Source organism: Pseudoalteromonas sp. Z1A2 (genome assembly GCF_011378755.1).
GTDB classification, from domain to species: Bacteria; Pseudomonadota; Gammaproteobacteria; order Enterobacterales; family Alteromonadaceae; genus Pseudoalteromonas; species Pseudoalteromonas distincta.
The window spans coordinates 79,048-101,314 of sequence record NZ_WTKX01000008.1 but is presented as its reverse complement, the minus strand read 5'-3'; the positions used below and the strand labels follow the sequence as shown (position 1 = coordinate 101,314).

Here is a 22,267-nt window from a genome sequence, read left to right as displayed (position 1 = left end):
ATGAGCCCTCATCAACCACCTCAAATACCCAGTAATAATAACCCGCTGCACGGTATTATTAATTGGTTTGCAAATAACTCTGTTGCCGCTAACTTATTGTTAGTTAGTGTGATTGTAATGGGTATTATGTCGCTTACGACTTTACGTAAAGAGGCTTTTCCGAGTTTAGAGCCAGATACTATTTCGGTATCGGTGGTTTACGACAGTGGCGATGCATTGCAAGCCGAAGAAGGAATAGCGTTAAAAATAGAAGAAGCGCTCGAAACCGTATCGGGTATTAAACGTATTACCTCTACATCCGATGCTAGCGGTAGCCATGTAAGCATTGAAAAAAGTACTGATTACTCACTCGATGAGTTACTTGTTGACGTTAAAAACCAAGTTGACGCTATTAATAACTTTCCGGCAGATGCTGAGCAACCTGTTATTGATAAAGCCCGTAGGCAAGATCATGCATTAACGCTGCAACTTTTTGGGGATGCAGATCGCCATACATTACAAAACTTGGGTGAAAAACTTAAAGCCGATTTATTAGCGCAATCAGGCATTAGCGACGTAGAGCAATCGGGTGTGCTCGACCCGATGATGTCCATAGAAATCGACGAAGGTAAATTACAAGCGTATGGCTTAACTATTAGTGATGTAAGTGAGGTCATTAATAATGAGTCATCAAGCCCGCTTTCGACTAGTTTGCGCGATAGCAGTAAAATTATACGCTTAAAAGCCGCCGACCAAGCTTACTGGCAGCGCGACTTTGCCAATATTGTATTGTTAACAACCGCATCAGGCACACAAATTAAGTTAGGAGATGTAGCCACAGTTACCGACTCATTTGCCGAAGATAGCAACTCATTAAGCCGTTATAACCAACAAAATGCCGTAGGCGTTGAAATTTTAATGGGCGATAACAGCGATATAACTACCATTGTTAAGCAAGCTAATAGCGTAATAGATAAATGGCACGAAAGCGGTTTATTACCTCAAAACGTAGAGCTTGAAAGCTGGCACGACAAAAGCACCATGATCACCGAGCGTTTATCGCTACTTACTAAAAATGCCGTGACCGGTATTATTATGGTGTTTGTAATACTTGCCATATTTTTAAACGTACGCGTAGCGCTGTGGGTTGCTGGTGGCTTGCCGTTTGTATTTTTTGGTACGCTTTATTTTATGACCGATGGCTACACCGCACTAACCATAAACGAAATGACCACCTTTGGTTTTATTATGGCGCTGGGCATAGTGGTAGACGATGCCGTTGTTGTAGGCGAGAGTATTTACACCACACGTAAAAAGCATGGCGATACATTAAATAATACAGTTTTAGGTACCATGAAGGTTGCTGTGCCAACAATATTTGGGGTGTTAACCACGGTGGCTGCGTTTGTAGCGCTTTCGAATGTGTCGGGCAACTTAGGTAAAATTTACTCTCAATTTGCCACTGTAGTGACTATTTGTTTACTGCTTTCAGTTGTTGAATCAAAACTTATTTTACCCTCGCATTTAGCCCACATTAGTACTAAACGCCAAGTTAAAAAAGGCTTAGCAGGTCTGTGGTCAAAAATACAACATGGTGCTGATAGCGGCTTAAGCTGGTTTAGTAAAAACATTTACTGCAAGGTTATTGAATTTTCACTGCGCTTTAGATACGCCGTAGTGGCTGCGTTTATCGCCTTTTTTATATTAGTTATTGGCATGCCGATGACAGGCACAGTTAAAGTTGGTTTTTTCCCAAGTATTGCAGGCGATACCGTAACAGCCGATTTGGTTATGCAAAACGACGCCGCTTATGGGCAAACAAACACAAACTTACTAACGCTTGAGCAAAGTGCATTACAAGCTGAGCAAAACTTAATGACTAAGTTGAACTCTGACAAAAGCGAAATAACCAGCCTACAAGTCATTAGTAGCAGCGACACCAGCGGTGAAGTAAGCGTTGAGCTATTAAACGAAGGCGCTTTTACAGCAAGCGAATTTGCTCAAGAGTGGCAGCGCGTAGCAGGTAGCCTTGAGGGCAGTAAAAAATTACAAATATTAGCCACGCGTAAAATGGTCGATAACTTTAAAGTTGAGCTTAAAGCGTGGGACGACGAAACCGTAATGGCGGCGGGCGCACTATTTAAGGAGCGCTTACAAAATACCGCAGGCGTTAACGGAATAGACGACAACTTAAACCCAGGTCAGCCACAGCTTAAATTTACCCTAAATGCACAAGGGCGCGCGCTTGGCATGGATACAGCCAGTTTATCAAAGCAAGTACTGCAAGCCTTTGGTGGTGCAGTTGTACAGCGCTACCAACGTAATAAAGACGAAGTTAAAGTACGTGTACGCTACCCAGAAAATGCTCGTAAAACACCTGCCGATATAATGCAGTCGCGTATTCGCCTGCCTGATGGCACCGTTGTCCCTTTAGTTAACGTAGCCACAGTAAGCAGTGAATATCAGCAAGATGAAATAACCCGCATTGATGGACTTCGTGCAATTTATTTAAGCGCCCAAGTGGATAAAAACGTGATTGCTCCAAACGAGTTAGTTGCTAACTTAAAGCGCGACTTAATTCCTGAGTTAACACAGCAATTTCCTAACTTAAGTGTGTATTTTGCAGGAGAGGCAGAGCAACAAAGCGAAACCACCAGCTCAATGAGCACTATGTTTGTAGCCGCTTTATTAGTTATTTACGTGTTGCTGGCTATTCCGCTTAAATCGTACATTCAACCTATGTTGATTATGGTAGCAATTCCATTTGGCATTGTGGGCGCTATTTTAGGACATTGGTGGAACGACTTAACCATTAGTATATTGTCGTTAAATGGTATTTTGGCGCTCAGTGGGGTAGTTGTAAACGACAGCTTATTACTTGTTTCACGCTTTAACGAACTAGTAAAAGAAGAGGGCATGAGCACGCACGATGCCATAGTTGAGTCGTGTACGAGCCGGTTACGTGCGGTATTACTTACCTCAATTACGACGTACGCAGGCTTAGTGCCGCTACTTAGCGAAACCTCAATGCAGGCACAGTTTTTAATTCCTGCTGCGGCATCACTTGGCTACGGTATTTTGTTTGCCACGGTTATTACCTTAATACTTATACCGGCATTATTGATGATTCAAACCGATGCTAAACGCGGTATTGATGCTGTGCTAATATCGCTAGGTGCTAAAAATAAAACGCAGGAAGTAGCCTCTTAATGATAAACGTACTACTGGTTGAAGACGACATAGATTTGGCAACCACCATTGTTGATTATCTCGAAATTGAGTCAATAGAGTGTGACCATGCAAGCAATGGCGTAATGGGTTTAAATTTAATAGAACGTAATCAATATCAAATGATTATATTAGATGTAAACATGCCCAAAATGGACGGTTTAACCATGTGTAAATCATTGCGTGAGCAAGGCATTGATATACCTGTATTAATGCTGACAGCGCGCGATAGCCTCGACAATAAGCTTGAGGGGTTTGCAGCCGGTAGTGACGACTATTTAGTAAAACCATTTGCGATGAAAGAGCTAGTAGCGCGGGTTCAAGTATTAGCAAAGCGTAAAAGTGGAGAGGTTAAGCGACTTACCTTTGCTAATTTAACACTTAATTTAACCGCGCATACAGCAACAGTGGCTGCGCACAGTTTAAAGTTATCACCCATTACTTTTAAGTTATTAGAAGTGCTTGTACGAGAGCAGCAAAAACCGGTAACCCGACAGGTAATTATGCAAGCAATATGGGGAGACGATCAGCCAGACAGCAATAGCTTAAAAGTGCATATTCATCATTTGCGTAAACAGCTAGAGCAAGCGCATTGCCAAGCCGTACTAGAAACAATACCCAGTGTAGGGTTTGCGCTAAAATTAAAAAATGGGACACAAGCATGAAAATTAGACCCAGCCTGAGGTTGTATTTTTTTGCCACCATGGTGCTTTTAAGTTCATTAATGGCAATTGGTTTTTCGTTTTTAAGTGTTAATTATTTTATTGATGGCTTAGACCGAGGGTTAAATGGCGTAATGCATGCGCTTTCGCAATCTACTGAGGTTAAAAACGGTGAACCTGCAGAAATGATTGGCTTTAAAATAGCGAGTCGCTGGGAAGACATGCCAAGCGAAATTCAGCAACGCTTTACAAAGCCTACAGAGATTGGCGTACTACAAAAAAGCAAAGTAAAACCATCGTTTTTTTCAATGCCGGAAGACCTCTATTTTGTAGCGTATTTTCAAAACCCTGCAGGGGAGCCCCGTTACGTATCACGTATTATGCTTGAAAAAGAGCGCCTTAAAAAACAAAGCTCACCCGATAAACCTATAAAAAAGTTGGCATGGATAGCGTTAACAGGGGTAACGGCAATTGCTTTATTTACCTTCTTTTTGTTTATGGTAATGAAAAAAATAGCTAAACCAGTAGAGTCACTACGCGGTTGGGCTAAGTCCCTAAATCAAAATAATTTACAAAACACGCCGCCCGACTTTACCTATAACGAACTAAATACCTTGGCAACGCTAATACGCAGTAGCTTGCTTTCTGCTCACGACAGCCTTGAGCGAGAGCAGCGCTTTTTAAGTTATGCGAGCCACGAGTTACGTACGCCAATTTCGGTTATTCGCAGCAACGTTGAGTTACTTAACCGCTTAAGCGAAAAAGCACCTTTAAGCGATAAACAACACCTTACACTGCAGCGAATAGAGCGCGCCGGTTTAACTATGAGCGATTTAACTGAGACGTTATTGTGGCTTAGCAGAAATGACGACCAGCAAAGTGCACCAGAGCCTGTAAACCTAGCCGAAAAAATAACGACCTTGAGTAACGAACTCGATTATTTACTCAATTCAAAACAAGTTGATGTACTTATAAATACCGATAACCATAGTACAACTATTAATACCGAAGCCACCGCATGCCACATTGTGCTTACTAACTTAATACGTAATGCGTATCAGCATACGCAACAAGGGCAAGTGCGAATTACTCAGCAGGGTAGCCGTGTGATTATAGTAAATAGTAGCGCACAAACTGATATGCCACACGCGACTAATAACACAGACAAGCCAGCTAATATTGGCTACGGTTTAGGATTAGAGTTAAGCGAAAAAATAATAAAACGACACGGTTGGGTATACGAAGTAAACGACATGCCAGGGCGTTATGAAGTGGTGGTCGATTTTAGTTAATACGCTTTTTTAATACTTAGAATACTTGGATTTGAAATATAAAAACCGCGCTAAGGTACTTTTAGAAAAGCTTTAGCGCGGTTTTTTTACATTCAAAAATATTTAATTTAACGCTGAGAATATAAAAAAACTTAGTGATAGTAATGTGTTAAGTAATTTGCTAAAACTGCAGGTAAAGATGGGGAGAGCGTGACGCGAGAATACGTAATTGGCTAAACTCATTTCTTGCTATTATAACTAGTCATTTCTAGCCGCTTTTAGCAAGGTGCTATGTTCTTAAGGAAATATACGAAAATCGTTAGTGCTTTATTGATTGTGCTGATATTAATGCCAATCTTTCTATACATATATCAGTTTGGCTTTGGTTTTTGGGCTGATCATGCCAAATGGGCTGAAATGGGAAGTTTCTTTGGTGGTATTTTAGGCCCTGCAATAACTGTTATTTCGGTTGGATTTTTGTATGTTCAACTTAAAGCACATCAAAAGCAGCAGCAGTACACATTGGATGCACTCAAACTTCAAAAAATTGAGTCTGATATTGTATTCTTTATAGCGACAGTGAAAACAGAATTAGCCCGTGAAATACCAACTATGAATAATAAAGTTTTAAATGAAATCCTTGGTCATCATGCTGCTGAGTTTTGTTCAGTACACACGAACTATCAAGGAGAAAAAAATCCTGATTTTATTATCGATGGCTATCGTAGGCGTTCATTCGATTTCTTAATATGCTACGAAGGCTTATTTAGCTCTTGGATTGCCCTTAATGCCCATTTACATAAATTAAATGATTTGGATATTACATTGAAAATGGACAGTTATAAATCACAAAAAGCAAGAATATTTACAAGCTTAGATAGTTATATTTGCTCTCATTTAGACACTATATCAATGCTCCTTGATACTAAGTACGTACCACATTTTAGACCGTCATTTAAAGTTGCACGAGACAAAGCCCAAGCACAATTTAACTAACGAGCTCAACTAAAAGCTAAACAATGACAATGTTTCTACTTCTGTTTAGTGGATACCTCCTTATCACATTGATGAGGCTAAAATATCTAAGTATATCAAACGTTAGCGCTGCCAATATCACTCAACTCTATATTAATAAAAAGCGCAATTTACTTCTTTTACCTAAACGAGTTTACTTAGCAAAGCGTTTTTTATCGAGCCTTACAATGCCAATGATCATCGTGTTTAGTGCAGGCTTGTTTTGTGGGCTTGGCTTTTACGATCACAATGTTGGGAGAGTTGTGCTCAGTTACTAAAGCAAGCGTAACTACTTTAACGACTTTTTTATGTGGTTTATGCGCACTGGGATCATGTTGATATACTGTGCAGCCGCTCATAATAAGCGCGGTCGTCATTACTAAAACTACTTTTAAAGATAAGTTCATGTTTATTAGTCCTATGTAGCTTAACACAAAGCCTAGGATAAACTTTTTTTGTATAGTGCTGTAAGCAAACGTAAGGATATTGTAAAGGTGACTTATATGGCTTTTGACGTCTATTTAACTAATTAATAAGTACATTGGTACTGCGTTAAATACGCCAATACCAATGCTTACAATATTGAGTTTAGAGCTCAGAGCTTAGTCCACTGAGTTCAAACTTATAAATCGCTGCGCCAACCCATACCAGACTCTTCCATTAAACGCTCGTACACGCCTTCTATGTTAAGTGGTAACCATGCATCAAACTGTTTAAAGTCACTAAATTGGTCTAATTTTACATTTTGTTTAATTTCGTCAAGCGTATTACCGGCTAAAACGCCTGCGGTTACTTGGCTATACAAAAGCTCTAAATAACTTAAGTAACGCGCTACATCTGCTTTACTGCCAATATCGGCATGCCCGCCTACAAAATTATTAAAGTCATATTTGAGTACCGCTTGAGTTGAATTAATCATGCCTTGAATATCGTAACTCCACAGTTTTTGCCACGGCATTCTGCCAATAACAATCCAATCAACCACAAACAAGGTTTTTTGCTTTTCGAATAATATACTAACCGAACCACGACCATCGTTTGGACCATGGTAGTTAAGCTTTACTGTTGAATCACCAAGGGTAAGTAGTAGCTCGTTATCAAAAGTAAGGCTGGGCATTACCGTTTTCATTTGTGTGTTTTTAATATCTTGCGCGGCGAGTTTATGCGCCACAAAAGTGGTGTGCGGGCTTTTGAATACTTCGGCGCCGTAAATATGATCGCTGTGATTATGGCTATAAATTACATACTTTACCGGTACGTTATAGCGAGTTTTAATTTGCTCGTTTAACCAGATGGCGGCTTTTTTGTTAAGCGGGTCGGTAACAATTGCACCCTCAGGAGTGATTAAAAATACTGAGCGGTGTCTGTCGTCTATAAAGCGGTGTAAGCCATCTCCTAAGTCTTCTATTTCATAGGCTTGTGTGGCAAAGCCTATAAACAATAGGGCTGTGGTTAATAGTTTTTGTAGCAAGCGGGGCATACACCATTCCTTTTTAAATTGATTAAATTAATAACGCTATTAAAAGAAGAAAGCATTAAGCAGTAAAAAATTTCAGCTATTGGTTAAATTAAAGCTTAAGCTTAAGTAAAAGGATCAAATATAAGGATGAAATAAAAAGCCATTATAAAAATGGCTTTAGATAGGTTGGTTGGTTGGGTTTATCTTTGTGTTAGTTGTTGGTTTATTTCTTCAAAGATACTGGCATCATCTATGGTTGAAGGTATTTGTAGCTCTTCGCCATCAACCAATTGGCGCAAATTTTTACGCAGTATTTTACCCGAGCGTGTTTTGGGCAACCTATCTACGCTAACTATATTTTTAAGGCACGCAATAGCGCCAATCTGATTACGAACACTTAAAACAAGCGCTTGTTCTACGTCGGTACTTGAGCCCATAAAATCATTTTTAAGCACGATCATTCCCATAGGAAGTTGCCCCTTTAGAGGATCGTTCACACCAAAAACAGCGCATTCAGCAACAGCAGGGTGCGCGGCTACTATCTCTTCCATTTCGCCGGTAGAAAGCCTATGGCCTGCTACATTTATAACGTCGTCGGTTCTGCCCATAATAAATAGGTAGCCGTCTTCATCAATATAACCACCATCGCCAGATAAATAATAACCTTCGTATTCATTTAGGTAGCTTGCTTTAAAGCGCGTGGTATCTTGCCAAATAGTTGGTAGGCAACCTGGTGGAAGTGGCAGTTTAATTACCACGGCGCCTTGCTCGTTAGCTGCGCATTCATTGCCATCCATATCTAATATTCGCACGTCAAAACCTGGAGTAGGCACGGTAGAGCTGCCAGGTTTTGTTGCTAAGTACTCAAGCCCTACAGGGTTACAAGCAATAGCCCAGCCGGTTTCTGTTTGCCACCAATGATCGAGCACTGGCAGTTTGGTTTTTTCTTTAAGCCACTCGTAAGTGGGAGGGTCCAACCGCTCGCCAGCTAAAAATAAACGTTTTAAGCTTGAGGTATCGTATTGATTAAAACCATCGGCATTTGGATCTTCTTTTTTGATTGCTCTAAAGGCGGTGGGGGCACTAAATAATGCATTTACTTTATATTCTTCTACCACGCGCCAAAATGCACTAGCATCGGGCGTTTTAACGGGTTTACCTTCATATAATACGGTCGCGCAGCGATACATTAGCGGTGCGTAAACTATATAAGAGTGCCCAACTACCCAGCCAATGTCAGACGCTGCCCAAAATACGTCGCCGGGCTTCATACCATAAACGGTTGCCATGCTGTATTGCATTGCCACTGCGTGACCGCCATTTTCGCGTACTACGCCTTTGGGTGTGCCTGTCGTGCCTGAGGTATATAAAATATAAAGCGGATCATCTCCATTTACAGGCACCGGATCTGCGCTTGCAGCCGTTTGCATTGCCTGAGTCCAATCTATGTCTCGTTTAGGCTTAAGAGTGGCGGTTACTTGTGGACGCTGATAAATAACGCAGTGTTCTACTTTGTGCGTAGCTAAGTCTATTGCGTTATCAATAAGTGGTTTGTATTCAATAACGCTGTTTACTTCAACACCGCATGAGGCGCTAAGTATAAGTTTGGGCTTGGCATCATCAATGCGTACAGCTAATTCGTGTGCAGCAAACCCACCAAATACCACCGAATGAATAGCACCAAGACGAGCGCACGCCAACATACCAATAACAGCTTGTGGGATCATTGGCATATAAATAACAACGCGGTCGCCTTTTGTAACACCTAACGATTGTATTACGCCTGCAAATCTAGCAACTTCTTGTTGTAGTTGTGAGTAGCTATAAGTTTGCTTTGTATTAGTGACTGGGGAGTCGTAAATCAGTGCAGTTTGCTCGCCAAATCCGGCAATAACGTGTTGGTCTAGTGCTAAAAAACTGGTGTTTAATTGCCCGTCACTAAACCAATGGTAAAGCCCGTCGTCGTCTTGTGTGTATGCTTTTGTGGGGGGGTTATACCACGGAATATTTTTACTTTGTTCGAGCCAAAATTGGGCTGGGTTTTGTTTAAAACCATTATATTGCTGTTTATATTTGCCTGACATGTAAGGCTCCTAAAACTAAATTTGTGTGTGAGAGACCTTACAAAATGTAGGCTTTTTTTAGCAAGCAAGCTATTCGACCTTGGTCGGCTAAAAGTTAATCAATACACTGGTTTTAAAAATACAAAATTGACAACACAAAGCGTGTGGTTCAGCATGGCGGGCAGTAAAAATAAGAGAAAATACGATATGAGTAACGTAGTAAGAGTAGGGGTTGCGGTTATCATAAAGCATCAAAACACAATTTTACTAGGTGAGCGCATTGGCGCGCATGGTGCTAATACATGGGCAACACCTGGTGGACATTTAGAGTTTGGTGAAAGTGTTGAACAATGTGCAATACGAGAAGTGTTTGAAGAAACAGGTTTAAAGGTAAGTAAAGTTACTAAGCTTGATTTTACCAATGATATTTTTACAGCAGAGAACAAACACTATATTACGTTGTATGTAAAAGCTGATTTTGAAGGCGGAGAGCCTGAGCTTAAAGAGCCTAATAAATGTTTAAAGTGGCGCTGGTGCGATATTAATAATCTACCAACGCCACTGTTTACATCACTAAAAAATTACTTATCTGAGGCTGTACTAGCATAGTTATTTTGTTGGCGGTGTCGCTGGGCTTAACTCTAGTTTACTAAAGCTTACTTGAGCGTAATCGCCATTTTGTTTATCTGTAGTCCAATCGCCAGTGCCTAAACAACCTGGGTACCAAATACCTTTAGCGCTCTTAGTGCTACATTGGTTATAAGCGCCGGCTTTAAAGTAATGCCAATCTGCAGCGTAACCATGTGGATGGTCTTTTTCGTCCACTTTGCCATAAGCATCTACGTTATTACCTAAGTTAATAGAGTAGTTAACGTCTTCTTTGCCTTGTGCGCTAAATGTAAGGTGCATAACATTTTTATACACATTGACCGTGTAGCTAAATTCTTCACCTAGTGCAATACCGGCACTGCCAGGCTCATTAGGGTTTTCCCATGTATTACCCCAAACTGGGTAAGTAATGTCTTTACGGTCAGGATTGGTTTTAGGTAAGTTACGTTCGTAGTTCCAAAAAACTGAGCCTGTTTTATGCCCTGGCCATTTTTTGTAATATATTTTAAGTGGCTCATTGCCCCAGCCATAACCAAGCTTGGTATCAATAAGTGCCTGATCTTTACCTGCGTGAATTTGCCCTACAACAACCGAGTAAGCCGCTTTTTTATCAGGATCAGTCGCACGTAGCGCAACGTGATCTACTTTTAACGTTGCTTCCATCTTTCCACCAACAGAGCCAAATCGGTCAGATAGCGGGTGAACAGCTAAAGCAAAGTTGTTTTTAGAGTGTTTAGTTTTAATTTTAGTATTTGATCCACGGATCATTTGTCTAAGTTCACTACGGGTATTAGTAGAGTTAGCACTTGTAAGCGCTTTATTAGGGGAGGTAAATACCATGTAGCCTTTATCATCAAGATAGAAAAAATCAGGGTGTGCGTAAGTCTGAATTTCTTCTACATCTATTTCATCAATTTTACCGTCGTTGTTTAAATCCACTGGTACATTTATTTTCCAGTGTGATAAATCAAACTTTGTTGCAGGTACCGGCGCATCGCTTTTCTGATTAGTGCTTTGGGTACTTGAACAAGCCGTAAAAAGTAGAGGTGTGATAACGGCTAAAGCCGTAAGTTTAAATGTGGATGTATTTTTTATCATTATTGTCTCTGTGTGATGAAGTAAAAATTGCGCGGTACAGGCGTCGCTTAACCTCAATCTAACATACCAATTTAAAAATTAAAACTTACCAATTTGTAGTTTTTTATAATTAATTGTTATTTTAATGACGGTGTTTTGGTTAACCAATAGGGTTGGTTAACGTTATTATGTTATTTAAAATTGTTAAACAGAGGTGTTTTTCATCATATTTGGTAGCGCTTGATGTTTGCTAATATACTTATTTAAATAGGTTTAATTTATAGAAGGAGGAAGAGGGAGTTGCCACTTTTTTAAAATGGCTTGGTATTCGCCACTTACTTTTATAGTTTTTAATGCCTGCGAGATTAAGTTTGCTGTTTTATCGTCAAGCTGATTATTAGCAGCAAAATAGAGTATTGAAGGAAAATCAGCTAAATGAAGTCGTTTAGTTATTAAGTCTGGGTCGAGCCCTGACATTTTTAGTTCATTATCTAAGGTGAGTGTATTCATAAGGACAAAGTCAGTTCTACCCTTATAAAGCATTTGCCATGCCTGCTGATAATAACTAGCTAGTATTAAATTTTTATCTTCTTCAAACCCCATCTTTATTAAATATTTGGCACTCAAATATCCACGAATAGTGCCTACTTTATAAAATTTTGCATGATTTAAATGAGTTACTTCGTCTTTATGGCTTTTTAAACTAACTAGGTAGGCATCAGTAAAGTATACCGCTCCTAACCATTTAAACTGACTTTGCCTAGCGGGAGTTTTTAATAAAGAGAGCATAATTGTGTTTGGATTAGCTGCTAGCTGATGAAAGGCTCGTGCCATTGGCATTATTTCAAATTTAGCTTGTAGCTTTGCTTCTCTTAAAACAGCCTTAGCAATATCAACGGAAGCTCCGTCAGCTTCACCGCTTTTGTTTTTAAAATGGTAAGGGTGTAAATCTTCGGCAATAAAAGTAAGAGAGCTTACTGCCCTTACATTACTGCAAAAAATAAAAACGAAAATGAAAACTACAACACGCAGATACATAAGAGAATCTTTCTAACTACAATACTTTGAGTTTAAAGGGTCTTGTCTGAAATATATACTCAAATGTATAAAATAAGTAAATGAATAGGTATGTAGAGAGTCTATTGCATAATTAAAGAAGTGAAAATTGAACGTGTATTGAGTAAAGTTTTATATACCCACAAGCGCTGTAAAAATAATTGAGCCCTTGTGGGTATATGCAATGATTAAAAGTAGTATTGAATTGCAAATTTAGCCGATGTACTACTTGTATACCAATGTTGGTTTTTAAGTTCAGTACGTATAGATAAATTACGTGATAAGGAGTAATTCCACTTTATTGCAAAGTCACTGTGTTTATCTGCTTGGCCATCTATTAACCATGTTATGTTTGCTGTAAGAGCGAGTTTATGACTGTTATTTATTTGCCATATTGCACCAGCTTCACTACCAATGCCTGTTGTTAGGTTGTCTGTTATGTCACCATTATTAAATTCAACTTGGCCAAGTAAATAGCCGTGTAACGTGTTTGGGTTACCGATTGATTTTCCGTATCCACCTTTAGCAAACCAACGACCTTGTTGAATATTATTATTAGGCTGACGATCAAAGCCCATTTTAAAGTTCCAAGACCAGCTATCAAACACGCGGTTATCGGGTGCAAGTGACATAGCATCTAATAAATAAAAATGCTCAAGTCGCGTGTTACCCTTATCGCTTATGGCTCCTTCAATATCAAAAAAGCTAATTTGAGCACCAGGAATAAATCCAGCTGAGCTATCTAATAAATCATGGTATGCAAGGCGATACGCAAAGCTTGTTAAGTCACTTTGATGGGCATACTCAGTTCTTCCAAGCGTTACTTTAGAAGAGCCATGACCTTGCTCTGGAGAAGCAATAGGACGACTTGGCTTAGTAAATGGCGAAGCTACTTTATATTTGCTGCGCATTAGTAGTAGCTTAGTTAGTCGCGGTGCAATTTCTTCACGCTTTAATGCTTTATCGTAAAATTCAAAATTTAACCATTCATACGCCATTTCTAATATTGCGACTAATTGCGACTGTGAGTAATTACGAGTATTGAGGGAGCCACCTTGCATTAACTCTCTTGCATCATCAAGTTGTTCGTTAGTCATTTGAGTAGAGTAATGGTAAAGCTTAGTGCCAAAAGCAGGGCGGTAATTAGGAGTTTGTAGTAAGTTGTTATTTCTTAGTACTGCGACGGTATCTGATGGAATAGCTTGCATATTAAATGACGATGTTAAATCAAGGTCCTCTTGTGCGAGTTGTAATAATGCAAGTAATTGGTAGGAGCAGTTTTCATCAATAAAAAAGTAATCAAATGTAGCTGATTGTAGCTCCCATAAGTGCAATAAAATAAGCTCTACTTGTGGCTCAGATAAATTAAGTTTGTATTCCCAAATATCACGAGATTCTAAATCATTATATTCGCGTACTTTTTTATAGTACGGCATAAGCGAAAATTTACCAGGATAGCTGCCAATCAGGCCTTTTAGTGCGTACATAGCTGCATTGTCTGAGCCGTTTGGTTCTGCTGCAAAATTAACTGCGAATGCGAGCAACTCTTTATGGCGGGTCTGATCTTTTGCATCAATACGAAGTAAGGTGTGACCAAACATTGATGATGGGCTATTCATAAATGCAGTAGGAAAAACTAACGTAACCCCTTTTGGGTTGATTATTTTTTGCCACGCCTGAAGCTCTGGGCAATTAAGCGCGGGCCAGTTATTTTTAATTTTTGTTTTTAGCCATTTATAGCGTGCTGGAAACCGACAGCGAGATTGTGTTGTTTTTGGGTCAGTATTTTTACCACTAAATGCGGCTATAGTGGCTTCAAGTTCGTCCAGTGGACTTGTTTTACCTATAGGAGATAAAAAAAACTCAGCACTATCTACTTCACTTTTCCAACCACCTAATGTGGCCCCACGGTAATGACCTAATTTGAGCCAGTAAGGGTCGGTTGCTAAGGTGTCATTTTTAAAACTTTGAGCGTTTACGTAAGTACTAAACAGCGCAATTGATAAAACAAAGAATATTTTTTTCATAATCACTAAACAATAAAAGCCGCTAGAGAAATACTCCAGCGGCTTTATTTATACGTATAAAACCGGCTAATTTAGCTGATTAAGAAAGAGTATAAGAAGCAAGTTGTGCGTTACTTGCAAGAACAGTGTTTAGGTTTTCTAAAACTGTTTGCGAAGTTACGTTTTCAGAAGTAAATACTGAAGAAAACTGTGCTTGAGCAAGCGCGTTGAATGCTGCTTTATCTTGATCTGCAACACCCCAAGCTTCAGCTAGAGTAGCTAAAGTTTCGCCTTCACCTTTTGACATATCACGAGCAAGTTGCTCCATGTTACCGTCAATGAATAAAGCAATTTTTTCTGAAGACGTTACTGTACCAGTACCATCACAACCTAAAGTACCAAAAGTGATACCAAAAGTTTGGTTACCAGAAGTACCGTTTGTTGTAGCGCCTAAAATTTTAACGCCTTTACCTTGCTGACCTGCAAATAACATAGAACCAAGACCACAACCAATATCTTGGTCAGCCATTGCATTTGAGAAAGGTAGTAAAGATAGTGCAGCTACTGCGATTAGTTTTTTCATTTTCATAAATCCATATATGATTGTCTTTATTTAGGGTAAATAAAGTTCGCGAAAGATTCTAACAGACTTGCAGAGAAAAAGAACAGCTTAAAACATGAATATTTTACACTCTAATTTCTCTACTATATTAAAGCGAATGCAGGGAGAAACTAGACCAGTTCAATAATTTTTTATTGAACTGGTGGTGGTTTTTTACTTCTTGGGGCACCTAACAAAATACAGGTATGGCAAATACATACAGATAAAAATGCACTAATACCTAGTGCACCACCGTAGCCGTCAAGTTTTGGTACAAGAAATTCAAATAATATTGAAAATAAAACAGATGAGCTTGCTACCGTATAAATACCAAAACGATGCGGGGCGCTCATGCCAATAAATGTACCGCCAAAAAATATAATCGCGTATAAATCGGGGTTTAAATTCAATGCGCTAAAAATTAAGTAAGTAATAATAGAAAGTGAAGAGGATGCTCTTATACCATCAAAGCGACTATGTTTAGCTAGGTAAAACGTTAAAAAAGCACCAAGCAGTACAAGTAATGGGTATTCAATACTCATAGTACGATTCCTTTAGCTAATACAAAAAGTGCCACGCTTGCAAAAGCGACACTGCCAAGTTTGCCACCAAAGCCTGTAAACATATTCATAGTAAGCACATACAAACTTGAGCCAATAAGCGAAATAATAGCAATTTCCCAGTAACTGGTAATTAAATGGGTTGAACACATACCGGCAAAACTACCAGCATAAATTGCAGCATAAGGATGGTTTTTATAACGCGCAGGAAAAGGAATAAAAGAGCCAATAAGCCCCGTTAGCGCGGCAGAAATTACTAAAGGCAGTGCAAAAGTAGTGTGCATAGCAAAGCAAGCTACAAAGCCTAAAAAGAAAGTAATGAATTTTAAAAGTAAGAATTTAATCATAGCGGCGCATTTTAAACTAATCCTTTTGCGCTTTCTAATACTCTCTAACAAATAAATGTTATAAGTAATTACACATTTAAAAAGCGTGTTTTTTAAACGACTCTTAGGTATTAAATATGCTTAATAGCGTTGCTGTTAATGTTCTATAAATCACAAATTATGTATAATGGCGATAATTTAATGTATTAAAGTGTTAACCAAGGGTTATTTATGTCTAACTGTTTGCATCTGGCTATTCCGGCTGGCGATTTAAAAGTGGCTAAAGCGTTTTATTGTGACGTACTAGGCTGTAAAACGGGTAATAGTGAAGAAGGTCGCTGGGTAGATATAGATTTTTGGGGCAATGAACTTACCTTACACCAAAGCGTTGAGCGCCTACCAACAGTTCGCCATGATGTTGATATGGGAGCTGTGGCAGTACCTCACTTTGGGATTCACCTATCTGAAGATGAATTTAACGGGTTAAAAACACGTATTGAAGATGCGGGTATTGAATACCTAGATAAACCATACCGCCGTTTTATTGGTGATGAGTTTGAGCAAGAAACGTTTTTTATTGAAGATCCAAATGGCAATGTGCTTGAAATGAAAACCATGGTAAACCCAGAGGTTTTATTTAAAAAAGTATAAATGCTGTTGCTTAAGTTAAGCTAAAAAACCACTTCAATAAGTGGTTTTTTTATAACTATTAATCAGTGTTTTGATAAATTAGTTAATATTTACAGGTAAAAAAATTACGCTACATACATGATTTTTATTCACTCTACAATATAAGTATAGACACCTAGACTTAATTTCAGCTCTCATATTTTATTGTTATTTATGCTGCTTAAACTCATAATTGCACCTTTGCTTATTTTACTAATAACATTCGCCCAAAAACGCTTTGGTAGTTTTGTTAGCGGCATAATTCCTGGTTTGCCTATTACCTCTGGCCTATTTCTTATTTTATAGCATTAGAACAAGGTAAATTATTTGCAGCTAACTCAGCGGTGGCCTCTCTTTATGGTATGAGCGGTATAGGCTTATTTTGTTTTAGTTACTTGGTTGTTTCACAAAGATTTGGAATGCTTAAATCGCTTTTTACAGCGTTGAGTATTTGGTGTGTATTTAGCGTTATTACTTTATTTTTACCAGTGAATATTATTGTGGCGAGGGTGATTTCGCTTTGTATTTTACTCGGTTTAGCTATTATCTCTACAAGGCTAAATATATCAGTTGATGCAAAACCATTAAATGCCCGCTGGGAGCTTTTGGTAAAATGATATTAGTGACGGGCTTTATCGTACTTGTTACGTTTATATCACAGCATATAGGGTCTGCGTGGAGCGGTTAATCTCTACCTTTCCGGTTATTTTAGCGGTAATGGGTAGTGTTGCCCACTTTATTGGCAAACAAGCCTCAACGTTATTTACTATTATTTTTAGCCACTATATAAACCGTAAGCAGTTTGCTAAGCCAGCTACGGTTTTAAATACTTAAAGCTAGCTATCAACTAAAGTGAGCGGCTTTACTTTACGCTGTAGTTTTTCATGATACATAGCGGTGTCGCCGGCTTTTAAAATTTCGTCAATATTTTTAGGAGGCTCACTAAATACGCTGCTACCAATGCTTGCCTTTATAGCAATAGGCTGGTCGTTATGCGTGATGGCGAGTTTATCTAACTCTATTTTTAGATGGTGTGTTTTTGGGCTTACTTGCGCTTTGCTGTAAAAGTGGGCAAGTACTACAAATTCATCGCCGCCTAAGCGGCCGACTGCATCGCTGGTGCGTACAATACTTTTTAAACTGGCGGCTACTTTACATAAAGCTTCATCGCCTACGGCATGCCCATAATTGTCGTTTATCTGTTTAAAGTCATCTAAATCTATATACATTAAACATAAAACTCCGCCTTTTTTTGCATGCAGCTCAATCAGCTCTGATGATTTTTTACCCCAGCCACGGCGGTTTAAAATGCCACAAAGGTGATCGTAATCGGCTTCGGTTTCGGCGTGTTTTTGTGCGATTCGCATACGGCTAATACGCCTAGAAACAGCTACTGCTAGTAAAAATGACTCCACAGCGAAAGCCATAATAAATCCGTAACGTTGCATAAATGGGCTTTGATTAATAAGTAATACTCTAAATATCATGCTTACGAGCACCAAGCTCAATGCTACAAAAACAAGCGTTGCTTCGCGTATTCCTTTGCGAGCCTGTTGTGCCGCTAAAACAAAAATAACAGTCACAATAATTAATGAGCCGTAAGCCATGATGTTGCCAGCTATTTGCCAAATCAAAGTGTTACTGAACAATATTTTTATTAAAGAAAAGCACATAACAATACCGGCCATAATTTTTAAAATCTTACTTGTTTTTGGCCATCTATTGTTTAATTCAAGTAATGCGCACATAAACCATGTAGCACTGAGTACTGTTAAACCTATGCTGAGTAAGTATAAATCAAATAGGAGTGATGAAACGTGGTCAGTTATAAATAAATAGAGTTGGCCTTCTTGAAGCAAAATAAAGCTGCCAATACAAAAAATATAAGCGCTGTATAGCTTAAATATCTTGTCGTGAAGCCTGTAGCCCATTATAAATACGTAAAAAATGAGTGTGATACACAGCCCATAAAAAGCACCCATAATGAGATTATGTTGCTGTGTTTCTTTAAAAAAAACTTGTGTATTTTGCCACTTAAAGCGTGGTGTATAGTTAAGTTTTGACTCAACTGTAATAATGGCTGTAAAGTTTCCTGAGTCCATTAAAAATGCCACTTGTGCCGATTTTAATGGCTGCTTTATTACACCGTTTTGCTGCCATGTAAAATCATCAAGACCTGGGCGCAAAAACGAAAGTACGCCGCCACGCTGTAACAAGCAGTTAAGCTGAAATTGGTTTGTACCGCGTTTTGCCTGAAGTTCAGAAGTTGTATTAGGTTGTAAAGATGATGGAGGGGACTGACTATTTAAGGGGGTAATATCGCAAAAATCGCCTGCATTGCTATTAAATGCTATTAAGTAAATAAAAAAAAGAAATACGTATTTAGCACCTCCGTGTAAAATATTAGGAACTGTATTTTTATGATATTTTTTGTCAGCCATAAGCACTTCCAAGCTCAACTACATTTTTTTATACTAGCAGAGCCCACCTATTTAGCTATTAGTTAATTAGTTAAATTAACTGTGTAATTGAGTTAATACTTCGCTAGGTGTTTTATTAAAGTGGCGTTTAAATTCGCGGCTAAATTGCGATGGGCTGGTATAGCCAACCTTTAATGCAGCTTCGTTGGCTTTACTTCCACTAGTGGTTATAAGCTCTTTAGCCTTAGCTAAGCGTACTTTTTTTAAATACTGTAGCGGGGATTCAAACGTAACTTGCCTAAAAGCACGATGAAACGACGATACGCTCATGTTTACATCTTCAGCTAACCCTTCAACCGTAATTTGATTGGCATAACTACTATGCATAGTTGAGAGCGTGCGGGCGATACGTGCATAATGCCCATCATGCATAGCAAGCCCTATTAAAGTATGTCCTTGTGGACCACAAAGTACGCGATATACCAATTCTTTTACTATATCCTCGCCAAAAATGTCAGCCTCAATGGGGTTATTTAAAACAGTTAATAACCTATGAGTAACGAGCTCCATTGCTGTATCTAGAGTTGCCGACTGTACTGCGCCAATTTGTGCAGACGACGATAACGCTGAAAGAGGCTTATGCTGCATTATTTGATTAACGAGTTTGTGTAGCATTGCAGGGTTTATATCTATGGCAATGCCCATAACGGGTAAGTCGTTATCAGTAAATGCTTCACACTCTAATGGCACCGGTACGCCAAGGACTAAGTAGTCGCCTGCGCCGTATTTTATTTGATGTTCAGGAAAGTGAATTATTTTATGACCTTGCCCAACAATAATAATACCTGAGTTATATATAAGCGGCTGGCGCGGCGAGCTTTTAGTTGCTCGATGAAAATACACGCCTGGAATGATAGTTTCCATGGTGCCTTCAAAGCTGAGTAATTGATTATGCTCGGCGTATTGTTGCAACATATTGGCTATGGTGGGCATAAAAGGCATCTTTAATTGAGTGTATTTTGCGTAAAATAACAACGTTGGTAGTTTTAGGCAAGCTTTTGCGAGTTATTGGGCTTTTTTTATGTTTGTTTTGCTACTAATATGCACTCATTGAAATTTGGCTTAGCTAGTAACTAAGCATTCTATTTAGTATTTAACCGTCACCTAGGAGCAAAATAATGAAATTTAGCTACGTAAATCCAACTCTTATCCAATTCGGTCAGCAACAAATTGCGGCACTATCTGATTTGATCGCAAAAGATCAAAAAGTACTTGTAGTGTACGGCGGCGGTTCAATTAAAAAGAACGGCGTGTACGACCAAGTTGCAGCAGCACTTGAAGGCTTTGACTGGGTTGAGTTTTCGGGCGTTGGCGCTAACCCAACAATTGAAGTGCTAGACCAAGCAGTAAAAATTTGTAAAGAACAAGACATCGACTTTGTATTAGGCGTAGGCGGCGGTTCAGTAATCGACGGCGTTAAATACATTGCCGCATCAGCCGTTTATGATGGCGAAGGTTGGGATATTCCTACTGGTAAGCATACTATTACTAGCGCATTACCAATCGGTGCAATATTAACATTGCCAGCAACGGGTTCTGAATCTAACCAAAACTCAGTTGTGAGCAAAGAAGCAACGAAGCAAAAACTACCGTTTGCATCACCAGAAGTACTTCCTAAATTTGCGATTATGGACCCTGATGTAATGAAAACATTACCGCAGCGCCAACTTGTGAATGGCTTAGTAGATGCATGGGTTCACACCTGTGAGCAGTACCTAACATTCCCTGAAACAGCATTAGTTCAAGAAGGTTACGCTGAAGCACTTTTAAGAACGCTTAAAACTTTAGGTGATAACTTTGAAAACCAAGATGACGCATGGCGTGCAAACCTTATGTGGGCTGCTAACCAAGCACTTAATGGTTTAATTGGTTCTGGTGTATCGCAAGATTGGGCAACACACATGATTGGCCACGAGCTTACAGCCGCTTACGGTGTTGATCATGCACGTTCACTTGCTATTGTTCAGCCTTCTTTATTACGTAACCAATTTGCAGTTAAAAAAGCAAAGCTTGAGCAAATGGGTAAAAACGTATTTGGTCTTGAGCAATCTGAAGATTTAGCAGAGAAAACAATTGCAGCAATTGAGGCGTTTTACCATAGCCTCGACGTAGCGACCCAGCTTACTGAACATGGCGATGATAAAGCCGCTGCTATTGACAATATTATTGGCAAACTTGAAGCTCACGGCATGGTTGCTCTAGGCGAAAACCAAGCTATTACGCTAAAAGAAAGCCGCGAAATTTTAGAGCAAGCGGTTGCTTAATTTTCAAAGCTAAGCGCTTACTTAAATATACTAGGGCGTGTTGATCTTTGGTGGGTGAATTTGCAGCAGTATGTTTGGTTTTTAGGCAAGGCGGAGCCTATGTAGTGTGGTTATTCCCCATGAATAGGCGATAACGCAGCATAAATACCAAACATGCGCTGCCCTTTGGGTTCTTTCTAGGGACGATTAACTCTTTGTTGCTCGGTTTTTACTTAGCCCACTAGGTTACAAACCTCGCGCCGCGATTTAATCGCCCCTAGATTGAACAAATTTCAATCCACAAAGATCAACACGCCCTAAGTAATACGTTAATAAAAAACCGTCAACCTTTGGGTTGGCGGTTTTTTTATGGGTTATTATAAATACTGCGTTGCTAATTAACCAATAAATTTCGTATTAATGTTTTTTAATGATGATAGTAAACTGTGCTCAACGGTTAGAAAAAATCTAACGATTAAATAAATTTAAACAGGACTAAAACTCATGAAATTACTAAACACATTACTTAGCTCAAAAGTAGGCGTAGCAGCATTAATTTTACGAGTACCAGTTGGCCTTATTTTAGCGGCGCATGGTGCACAAAAGCTATTTGCTTGGTTTGGCGGTTACGGGCTTGAAGGTACAGGCCAATGGATGGCGAGTATTGGTTTAGAGCCTGGCTATTGGTTAGCAATGATGGCAGGTAGCGCTGAGTTTTTTGGTGGCATTGCATTAGCAATTGGTTTGTTAACTCGCCCAGCTGCTGTAGTTGCCGGCTTTACTATGCTGATTGCTATTTTTAGCGTACATATTAGTAATGGCTTATTTATGGCAAACAATGGCTATGAATACGCATTAACTTTACTAGTAGTAACTGTAGTTTTAGCAATTCAAGGAGCGGGAAGCTTTTCTCTTGATAACGTATTAGCTAAAAAGCTCGCTAATAAATAGAGTGTGTTAATTA

General features: G+C 39.1%; 21 protein-coding genes. 10 read left to right on the top strand and 11 right to left on the bottom strand.

What is annotated here, in order from left to right; all coding sequences use genetic code 11:
- The 4 genes from GQR47_RS07960 (at position 1) to GQR47_RS07945 (ending at position 6,136) form a co-directional block, all read left to right on the top strand.
- Entirely contained in the window at positions 1-3,189 is a 3,189-nt protein-coding gene (locus GQR47_RS07960; protein ID WP_154903644.1) for an efflux RND transporter permease subunit, read from the top strand.
- Positions 3,189-3,872 (top strand): response regulator transcription factor, encoded by a 684-nt coding sequence (locus tag GQR47_RS07955; protein ID WP_024596691.1) that lies wholly within the window; start codon positions 3,189-3,191, stop codon positions 3,870-3,872. Before GQR47_RS07960 ends, GQR47_RS07955 begins: the two co-directional genes overlap by 1 nt.
- Positions 3,869-5,161: a HAMP domain-containing sensor histidine kinase gene (locus tag GQR47_RS07950; RefSeq protein ID WP_024596690.1), complete on the top strand. Its 1,293-nt coding sequence runs from the start codon at positions 3,869-3,871 to the stop codon at positions 5,159-5,161. Before GQR47_RS07955 ends, GQR47_RS07950 begins: the two co-directional genes overlap by 4 nt.
- 327 nt (positions 5,162-5,488) lie before the next feature.
- The gene (locus GQR47_RS07945; RefSeq protein WP_024596689.1) at positions 5,489-6,136 is read left to right on the top strand and encodes a hypothetical protein; all 648 of its coding nucleotides are present in this window, start codon (positions 5,489-5,491) and stop codon (positions 6,134-6,136) included.
- A 191-nt stretch (positions 6,137-6,327) separates the two neighbouring features.
- On the opposite strand, the gene GQR47_RS07940 is transcribed toward GQR47_RS07945, so the two are convergent.
- The 3 genes from GQR47_RS07940 to GQR47_RS07930 all read right to left on the bottom strand — a co-directional run bounded on the left by GQR47_RS07940 (position 6,328) and on the right by GQR47_RS07930 (position 9,697).
- Positions 6,328-6,561 carry a hypothetical protein gene (locus GQR47_RS07940; protein ID WP_165723705.1) on the bottom strand — a complete coding sequence of 78 codons (234 nt, stop codon included), beginning with the start codon at positions 6,559-6,561 and terminating at the stop codon, positions 6,328-6,330.
- Positions 6,562-6,776: 215 nt separating this feature from the next.
- Positions 6,777-7,634, bottom strand: a complete 858-nt coding sequence (locus GQR47_RS07935; RefSeq protein ID WP_024596687.1) for an MBL fold metallo-hydrolase — start codon at positions 7,632-7,634, stop codon at positions 6,777-6,779.
- 179 nt (positions 7,635-7,813) lie between these two features.
- Positions 7,814-9,697 carry a propionyl-CoA synthetase gene (locus tag GQR47_RS07930; protein WP_154903645.1) on the bottom strand — a complete coding sequence of 628 codons (1,884 nt, stop codon included), beginning with the start codon at positions 9,695-9,697 and terminating at the stop codon, positions 7,814-7,816.
- 186 nt (positions 9,698-9,883) lie between these two features.
- Between GQR47_RS07930 and GQR47_RS07925 the strand changes: the two genes are divergently transcribed.
- Positions 9,884-10,285: an NUDIX hydrolase gene (locus GQR47_RS07925; RefSeq protein WP_024596686.1), complete on the top strand. Its 402-nt coding sequence runs from the start codon at positions 9,884-9,886 to the stop codon at positions 10,283-10,285.
- Here the strand turns inward: GQR47_RS07925 and GQR47_RS07920 are convergent, their stop codons facing one another.
- From GQR47_RS07920 to GQR47_RS07895, 6 genes are all read right to left on the bottom strand, one after another.
- Entirely contained in the window at positions 10,286-11,383 is a 1,098-nt protein-coding gene (locus GQR47_RS07920) for a polysaccharide lyase family 7 protein (protein WP_024596685.1), read from the bottom strand. It lies immediately after the preceding gene.
- 252 nt (positions 11,384-11,635) lie between these two features.
- Complete coding sequence (locus GQR47_RS07915; protein ID WP_024596684.1) at positions 11,636-12,400, bottom strand: transporter substrate-binding domain-containing protein; 765 nt, start codon at positions 12,398-12,400, stop codon at positions 11,636-11,638.
- Between the two features lie 206 nt (positions 12,401-12,606).
- A complete protein-coding gene (locus GQR47_RS07910; protein ID WP_024596683.1) occupies positions 12,607-14,445 on the bottom strand; it encodes a DUF4105 domain-containing protein in 1,839 nt (612 codons plus the stop codon).
- Between the two features lie 79 nt (positions 14,446-14,524).
- Positions 14,525-15,007 carry a DUF3015 domain-containing protein gene (locus tag GQR47_RS07905; protein ID WP_002962856.1) on the bottom strand — a complete coding sequence of 161 codons (483 nt, stop codon included), beginning with the start codon at positions 15,005-15,007 and terminating at the stop codon, positions 14,525-14,527.
- Between the two features lie 170 nt (positions 15,008-15,177).
- Complete coding sequence (locus GQR47_RS07900; RefSeq protein WP_024596682.1) at positions 15,178-15,567, bottom strand: hypothetical protein; 390 nt, start codon at positions 15,565-15,567, stop codon at positions 15,178-15,180.
- Entirely contained in the window at positions 15,564-15,869 is a 306-nt protein-coding gene (locus GQR47_RS07895; RefSeq protein WP_002962854.1) for a hypothetical protein, read from the bottom strand. The genes GQR47_RS07900 and GQR47_RS07895 overlap by 4 nt, the downstream gene beginning before the upstream one ends.
- 273 nt (positions 15,870-16,142) lie before the next feature.
- Between GQR47_RS07895 and GQR47_RS07890 the strand changes: the two genes are divergently transcribed.
- The 3 genes from GQR47_RS07890 (at position 16,143) to GQR47_RS20480 (ending at position 17,414) form a co-directional block, all read left to right on the top strand.
- Positions 16,143-16,562 carry a VOC family protein gene (locus GQR47_RS07890; RefSeq protein ID WP_010554617.1) on the top strand — a complete coding sequence of 140 codons (420 nt, stop codon included), beginning with the start codon at positions 16,143-16,145 and terminating at the stop codon, positions 16,560-16,562.
- 437 nt (positions 16,563-16,999) lie between these two features.
- Complete coding sequence (locus GQR47_RS20485) at positions 17,000-17,197, top strand: hypothetical protein (RefSeq protein ID WP_240915878.1); 198 nt, start codon at positions 17,000-17,002, stop codon at positions 17,195-17,197.
- A 58-nt stretch (positions 17,198-17,255) separates the two neighbouring features.
- Positions 17,256-17,414, top strand: coding sequence for a hypothetical protein (locus tag GQR47_RS20480; protein ID WP_240915877.1), 159 nt, complete (start codon positions 17,256-17,258; stop codon positions 17,412-17,414).
- A gap of 2 nt (positions 17,415-17,416) precedes the next feature.
- On the opposite strand, the gene GQR47_RS07880 is transcribed toward GQR47_RS20480, so the two are convergent.
- Positions 17,417-19,021, bottom strand: a complete 1,605-nt coding sequence (locus tag GQR47_RS07880) for a diguanylate cyclase (RefSeq protein WP_165723704.1) — start codon at positions 19,019-19,021, stop codon at positions 17,417-17,419.
- A gap of 75 nt (positions 19,022-19,096) precedes the next feature.
- Positions 19,097-19,993, bottom strand: coding sequence for an AraC family transcriptional regulator (locus GQR47_RS07875; protein WP_024596680.1), 897 nt, complete (start codon positions 19,991-19,993; stop codon positions 19,097-19,099).
- Positions 19,994-20,178: 185 nt separating this feature from the next.
- Here GQR47_RS07875 and GQR47_RS07870 point away from each other — a divergent pair, with 185 nt between their 5' ends.
- On the top strand, positions 20,179-21,324 hold the full coding sequence (locus tag GQR47_RS07870) for an iron-containing alcohol dehydrogenase (RefSeq protein ID WP_002962851.1): 1,146 nt from the start codon (positions 20,179-20,181) through the stop codon (positions 21,322-21,324).
- Positions 21,325-21,807: 483 nt separating this feature from the next.
- Positions 21,808-22,254 (top strand): DoxX family protein, encoded by a 447-nt coding sequence (locus GQR47_RS07865; RefSeq protein ID WP_024596695.1) that lies wholly within the window; start codon positions 21,808-21,810, stop codon positions 22,252-22,254.
- Positions 22,255-22,267 lie beyond the last annotated feature (13 nt).

Excerpts from the sequence above, each read along its gene's own strand:
- GQR47_RS07960 (WP_154903644.1), top strand. The coding sequence starts at position 1 with ATGAGCCCTCATCAACCACCTCAAATACCCAGTAATAATAACCCGCTG.
- GQR47_RS07865 (WP_024596695.1), top strand. The coding sequence starts at position 21,808 with ATGAAATTACTAAACACATTACTTAGCTCAAAAGTAGGCGTAGCAGCA.
- GQR47_RS07920 (WP_024596685.1), bottom strand. The coding sequence starts at position 11,383 with ATGATAAAAAATACATCCACATTTAAACTTACGGCTTTAGCCGTTATC.
- GQR47_RS07870 (WP_002962851.1), top strand. The coding sequence starts at position 20,179 with ATGAAATTTAGCTACGTAAATCCAACTCTTATCCAATTCGGTCAGCAA.
- GQR47_RS07900 (WP_024596682.1), bottom strand. The coding sequence starts at position 15,567 with ATGAGTATTGAATACCCATTACTTGTACTGCTTGGTGCTTTTTTAACG.
- GQR47_RS07910 (WP_024596683.1), bottom strand. The coding sequence starts at position 14,445 with ATGAAAAAAATATTCTTTGTTTTATCAATTGCGCTGTTTAGTACTTAC.
- GQR47_RS07935 (WP_024596687.1), bottom strand. The coding sequence starts at position 7,634 with ATGCCCCGCTTGCTACAAAAACTATTAACCACAGCCCTATTGTTTATA.
- GQR47_RS07880 (WP_165723704.1), bottom strand. The coding sequence starts at position 19,021 with ATGGCTGACAAAAAATATCATAAAAATACAGTTCCTAATATTTTACAC.
- GQR47_RS07940 (WP_165723705.1), bottom strand. The coding sequence starts at position 6,561 with ATGAACTTATCTTTAAAAGTAGTTTTAGTAATGACGACCGCGCTTATT.
- GQR47_RS07925 (WP_024596686.1), top strand. The coding sequence starts at position 9,884 with ATGAGTAACGTAGTAAGAGTAGGGGTTGCGGTTATCATAAAGCATCAA.
- GQR47_RS20485 (WP_240915878.1), top strand. The coding sequence starts at position 17,000 with ATGCTTAAATCGCTTTTTACAGCGTTGAGTATTTGGTGTGTATTTAGC.
- GQR47_RS07955 (WP_024596691.1), top strand. The coding sequence starts at position 3,189 with ATGATAAACGTACTACTGGTTGAAGACGACATAGATTTGGCAACCACC.
- GQR47_RS07875 (WP_024596680.1), bottom strand. The coding sequence starts at position 19,993 with ATGCCCACCATAGCCAATATGTTGCAACAATACGCCGAGCATAATCAA.
- GQR47_RS07930 (WP_154903645.1), bottom strand. The coding sequence starts at position 9,697 with ATGTCAGGCAAATATAAACAGCAATATAATGGTTTTAAACAAAACCCA.
- GQR47_RS07905 (WP_002962856.1), bottom strand. The coding sequence starts at position 15,007 with ATGAAAAAACTAATCGCAGTAGCTGCACTATCTTTACTACCTTTCTCA.
- GQR47_RS07950 (WP_024596690.1), top strand. The coding sequence starts at position 3,869 with ATGAAAATTAGACCCAGCCTGAGGTTGTATTTTTTTGCCACCATGGTG.
- GQR47_RS07915 (WP_024596684.1), bottom strand. The coding sequence starts at position 12,400 with ATGTATCTGCGTGTTGTAGTTTTCATTTTCGTTTTTATTTTTTGCAGT.
- GQR47_RS07895 (WP_002962854.1), bottom strand. The coding sequence starts at position 15,869 with ATGCACACTACTTTTGCACTGCCTTTAGTAATTTCTGCCGCGCTAACG.
- GQR47_RS07890 (WP_010554617.1), top strand. The coding sequence starts at position 16,143 with ATGTCTAACTGTTTGCATCTGGCTATTCCGGCTGGCGATTTAAAAGTG.
- GQR47_RS07945 (WP_024596689.1), top strand. The coding sequence starts at position 5,489 with ATGCCAATCTTTCTATACATATATCAGTTTGGCTTTGGTTTTTGGGCT.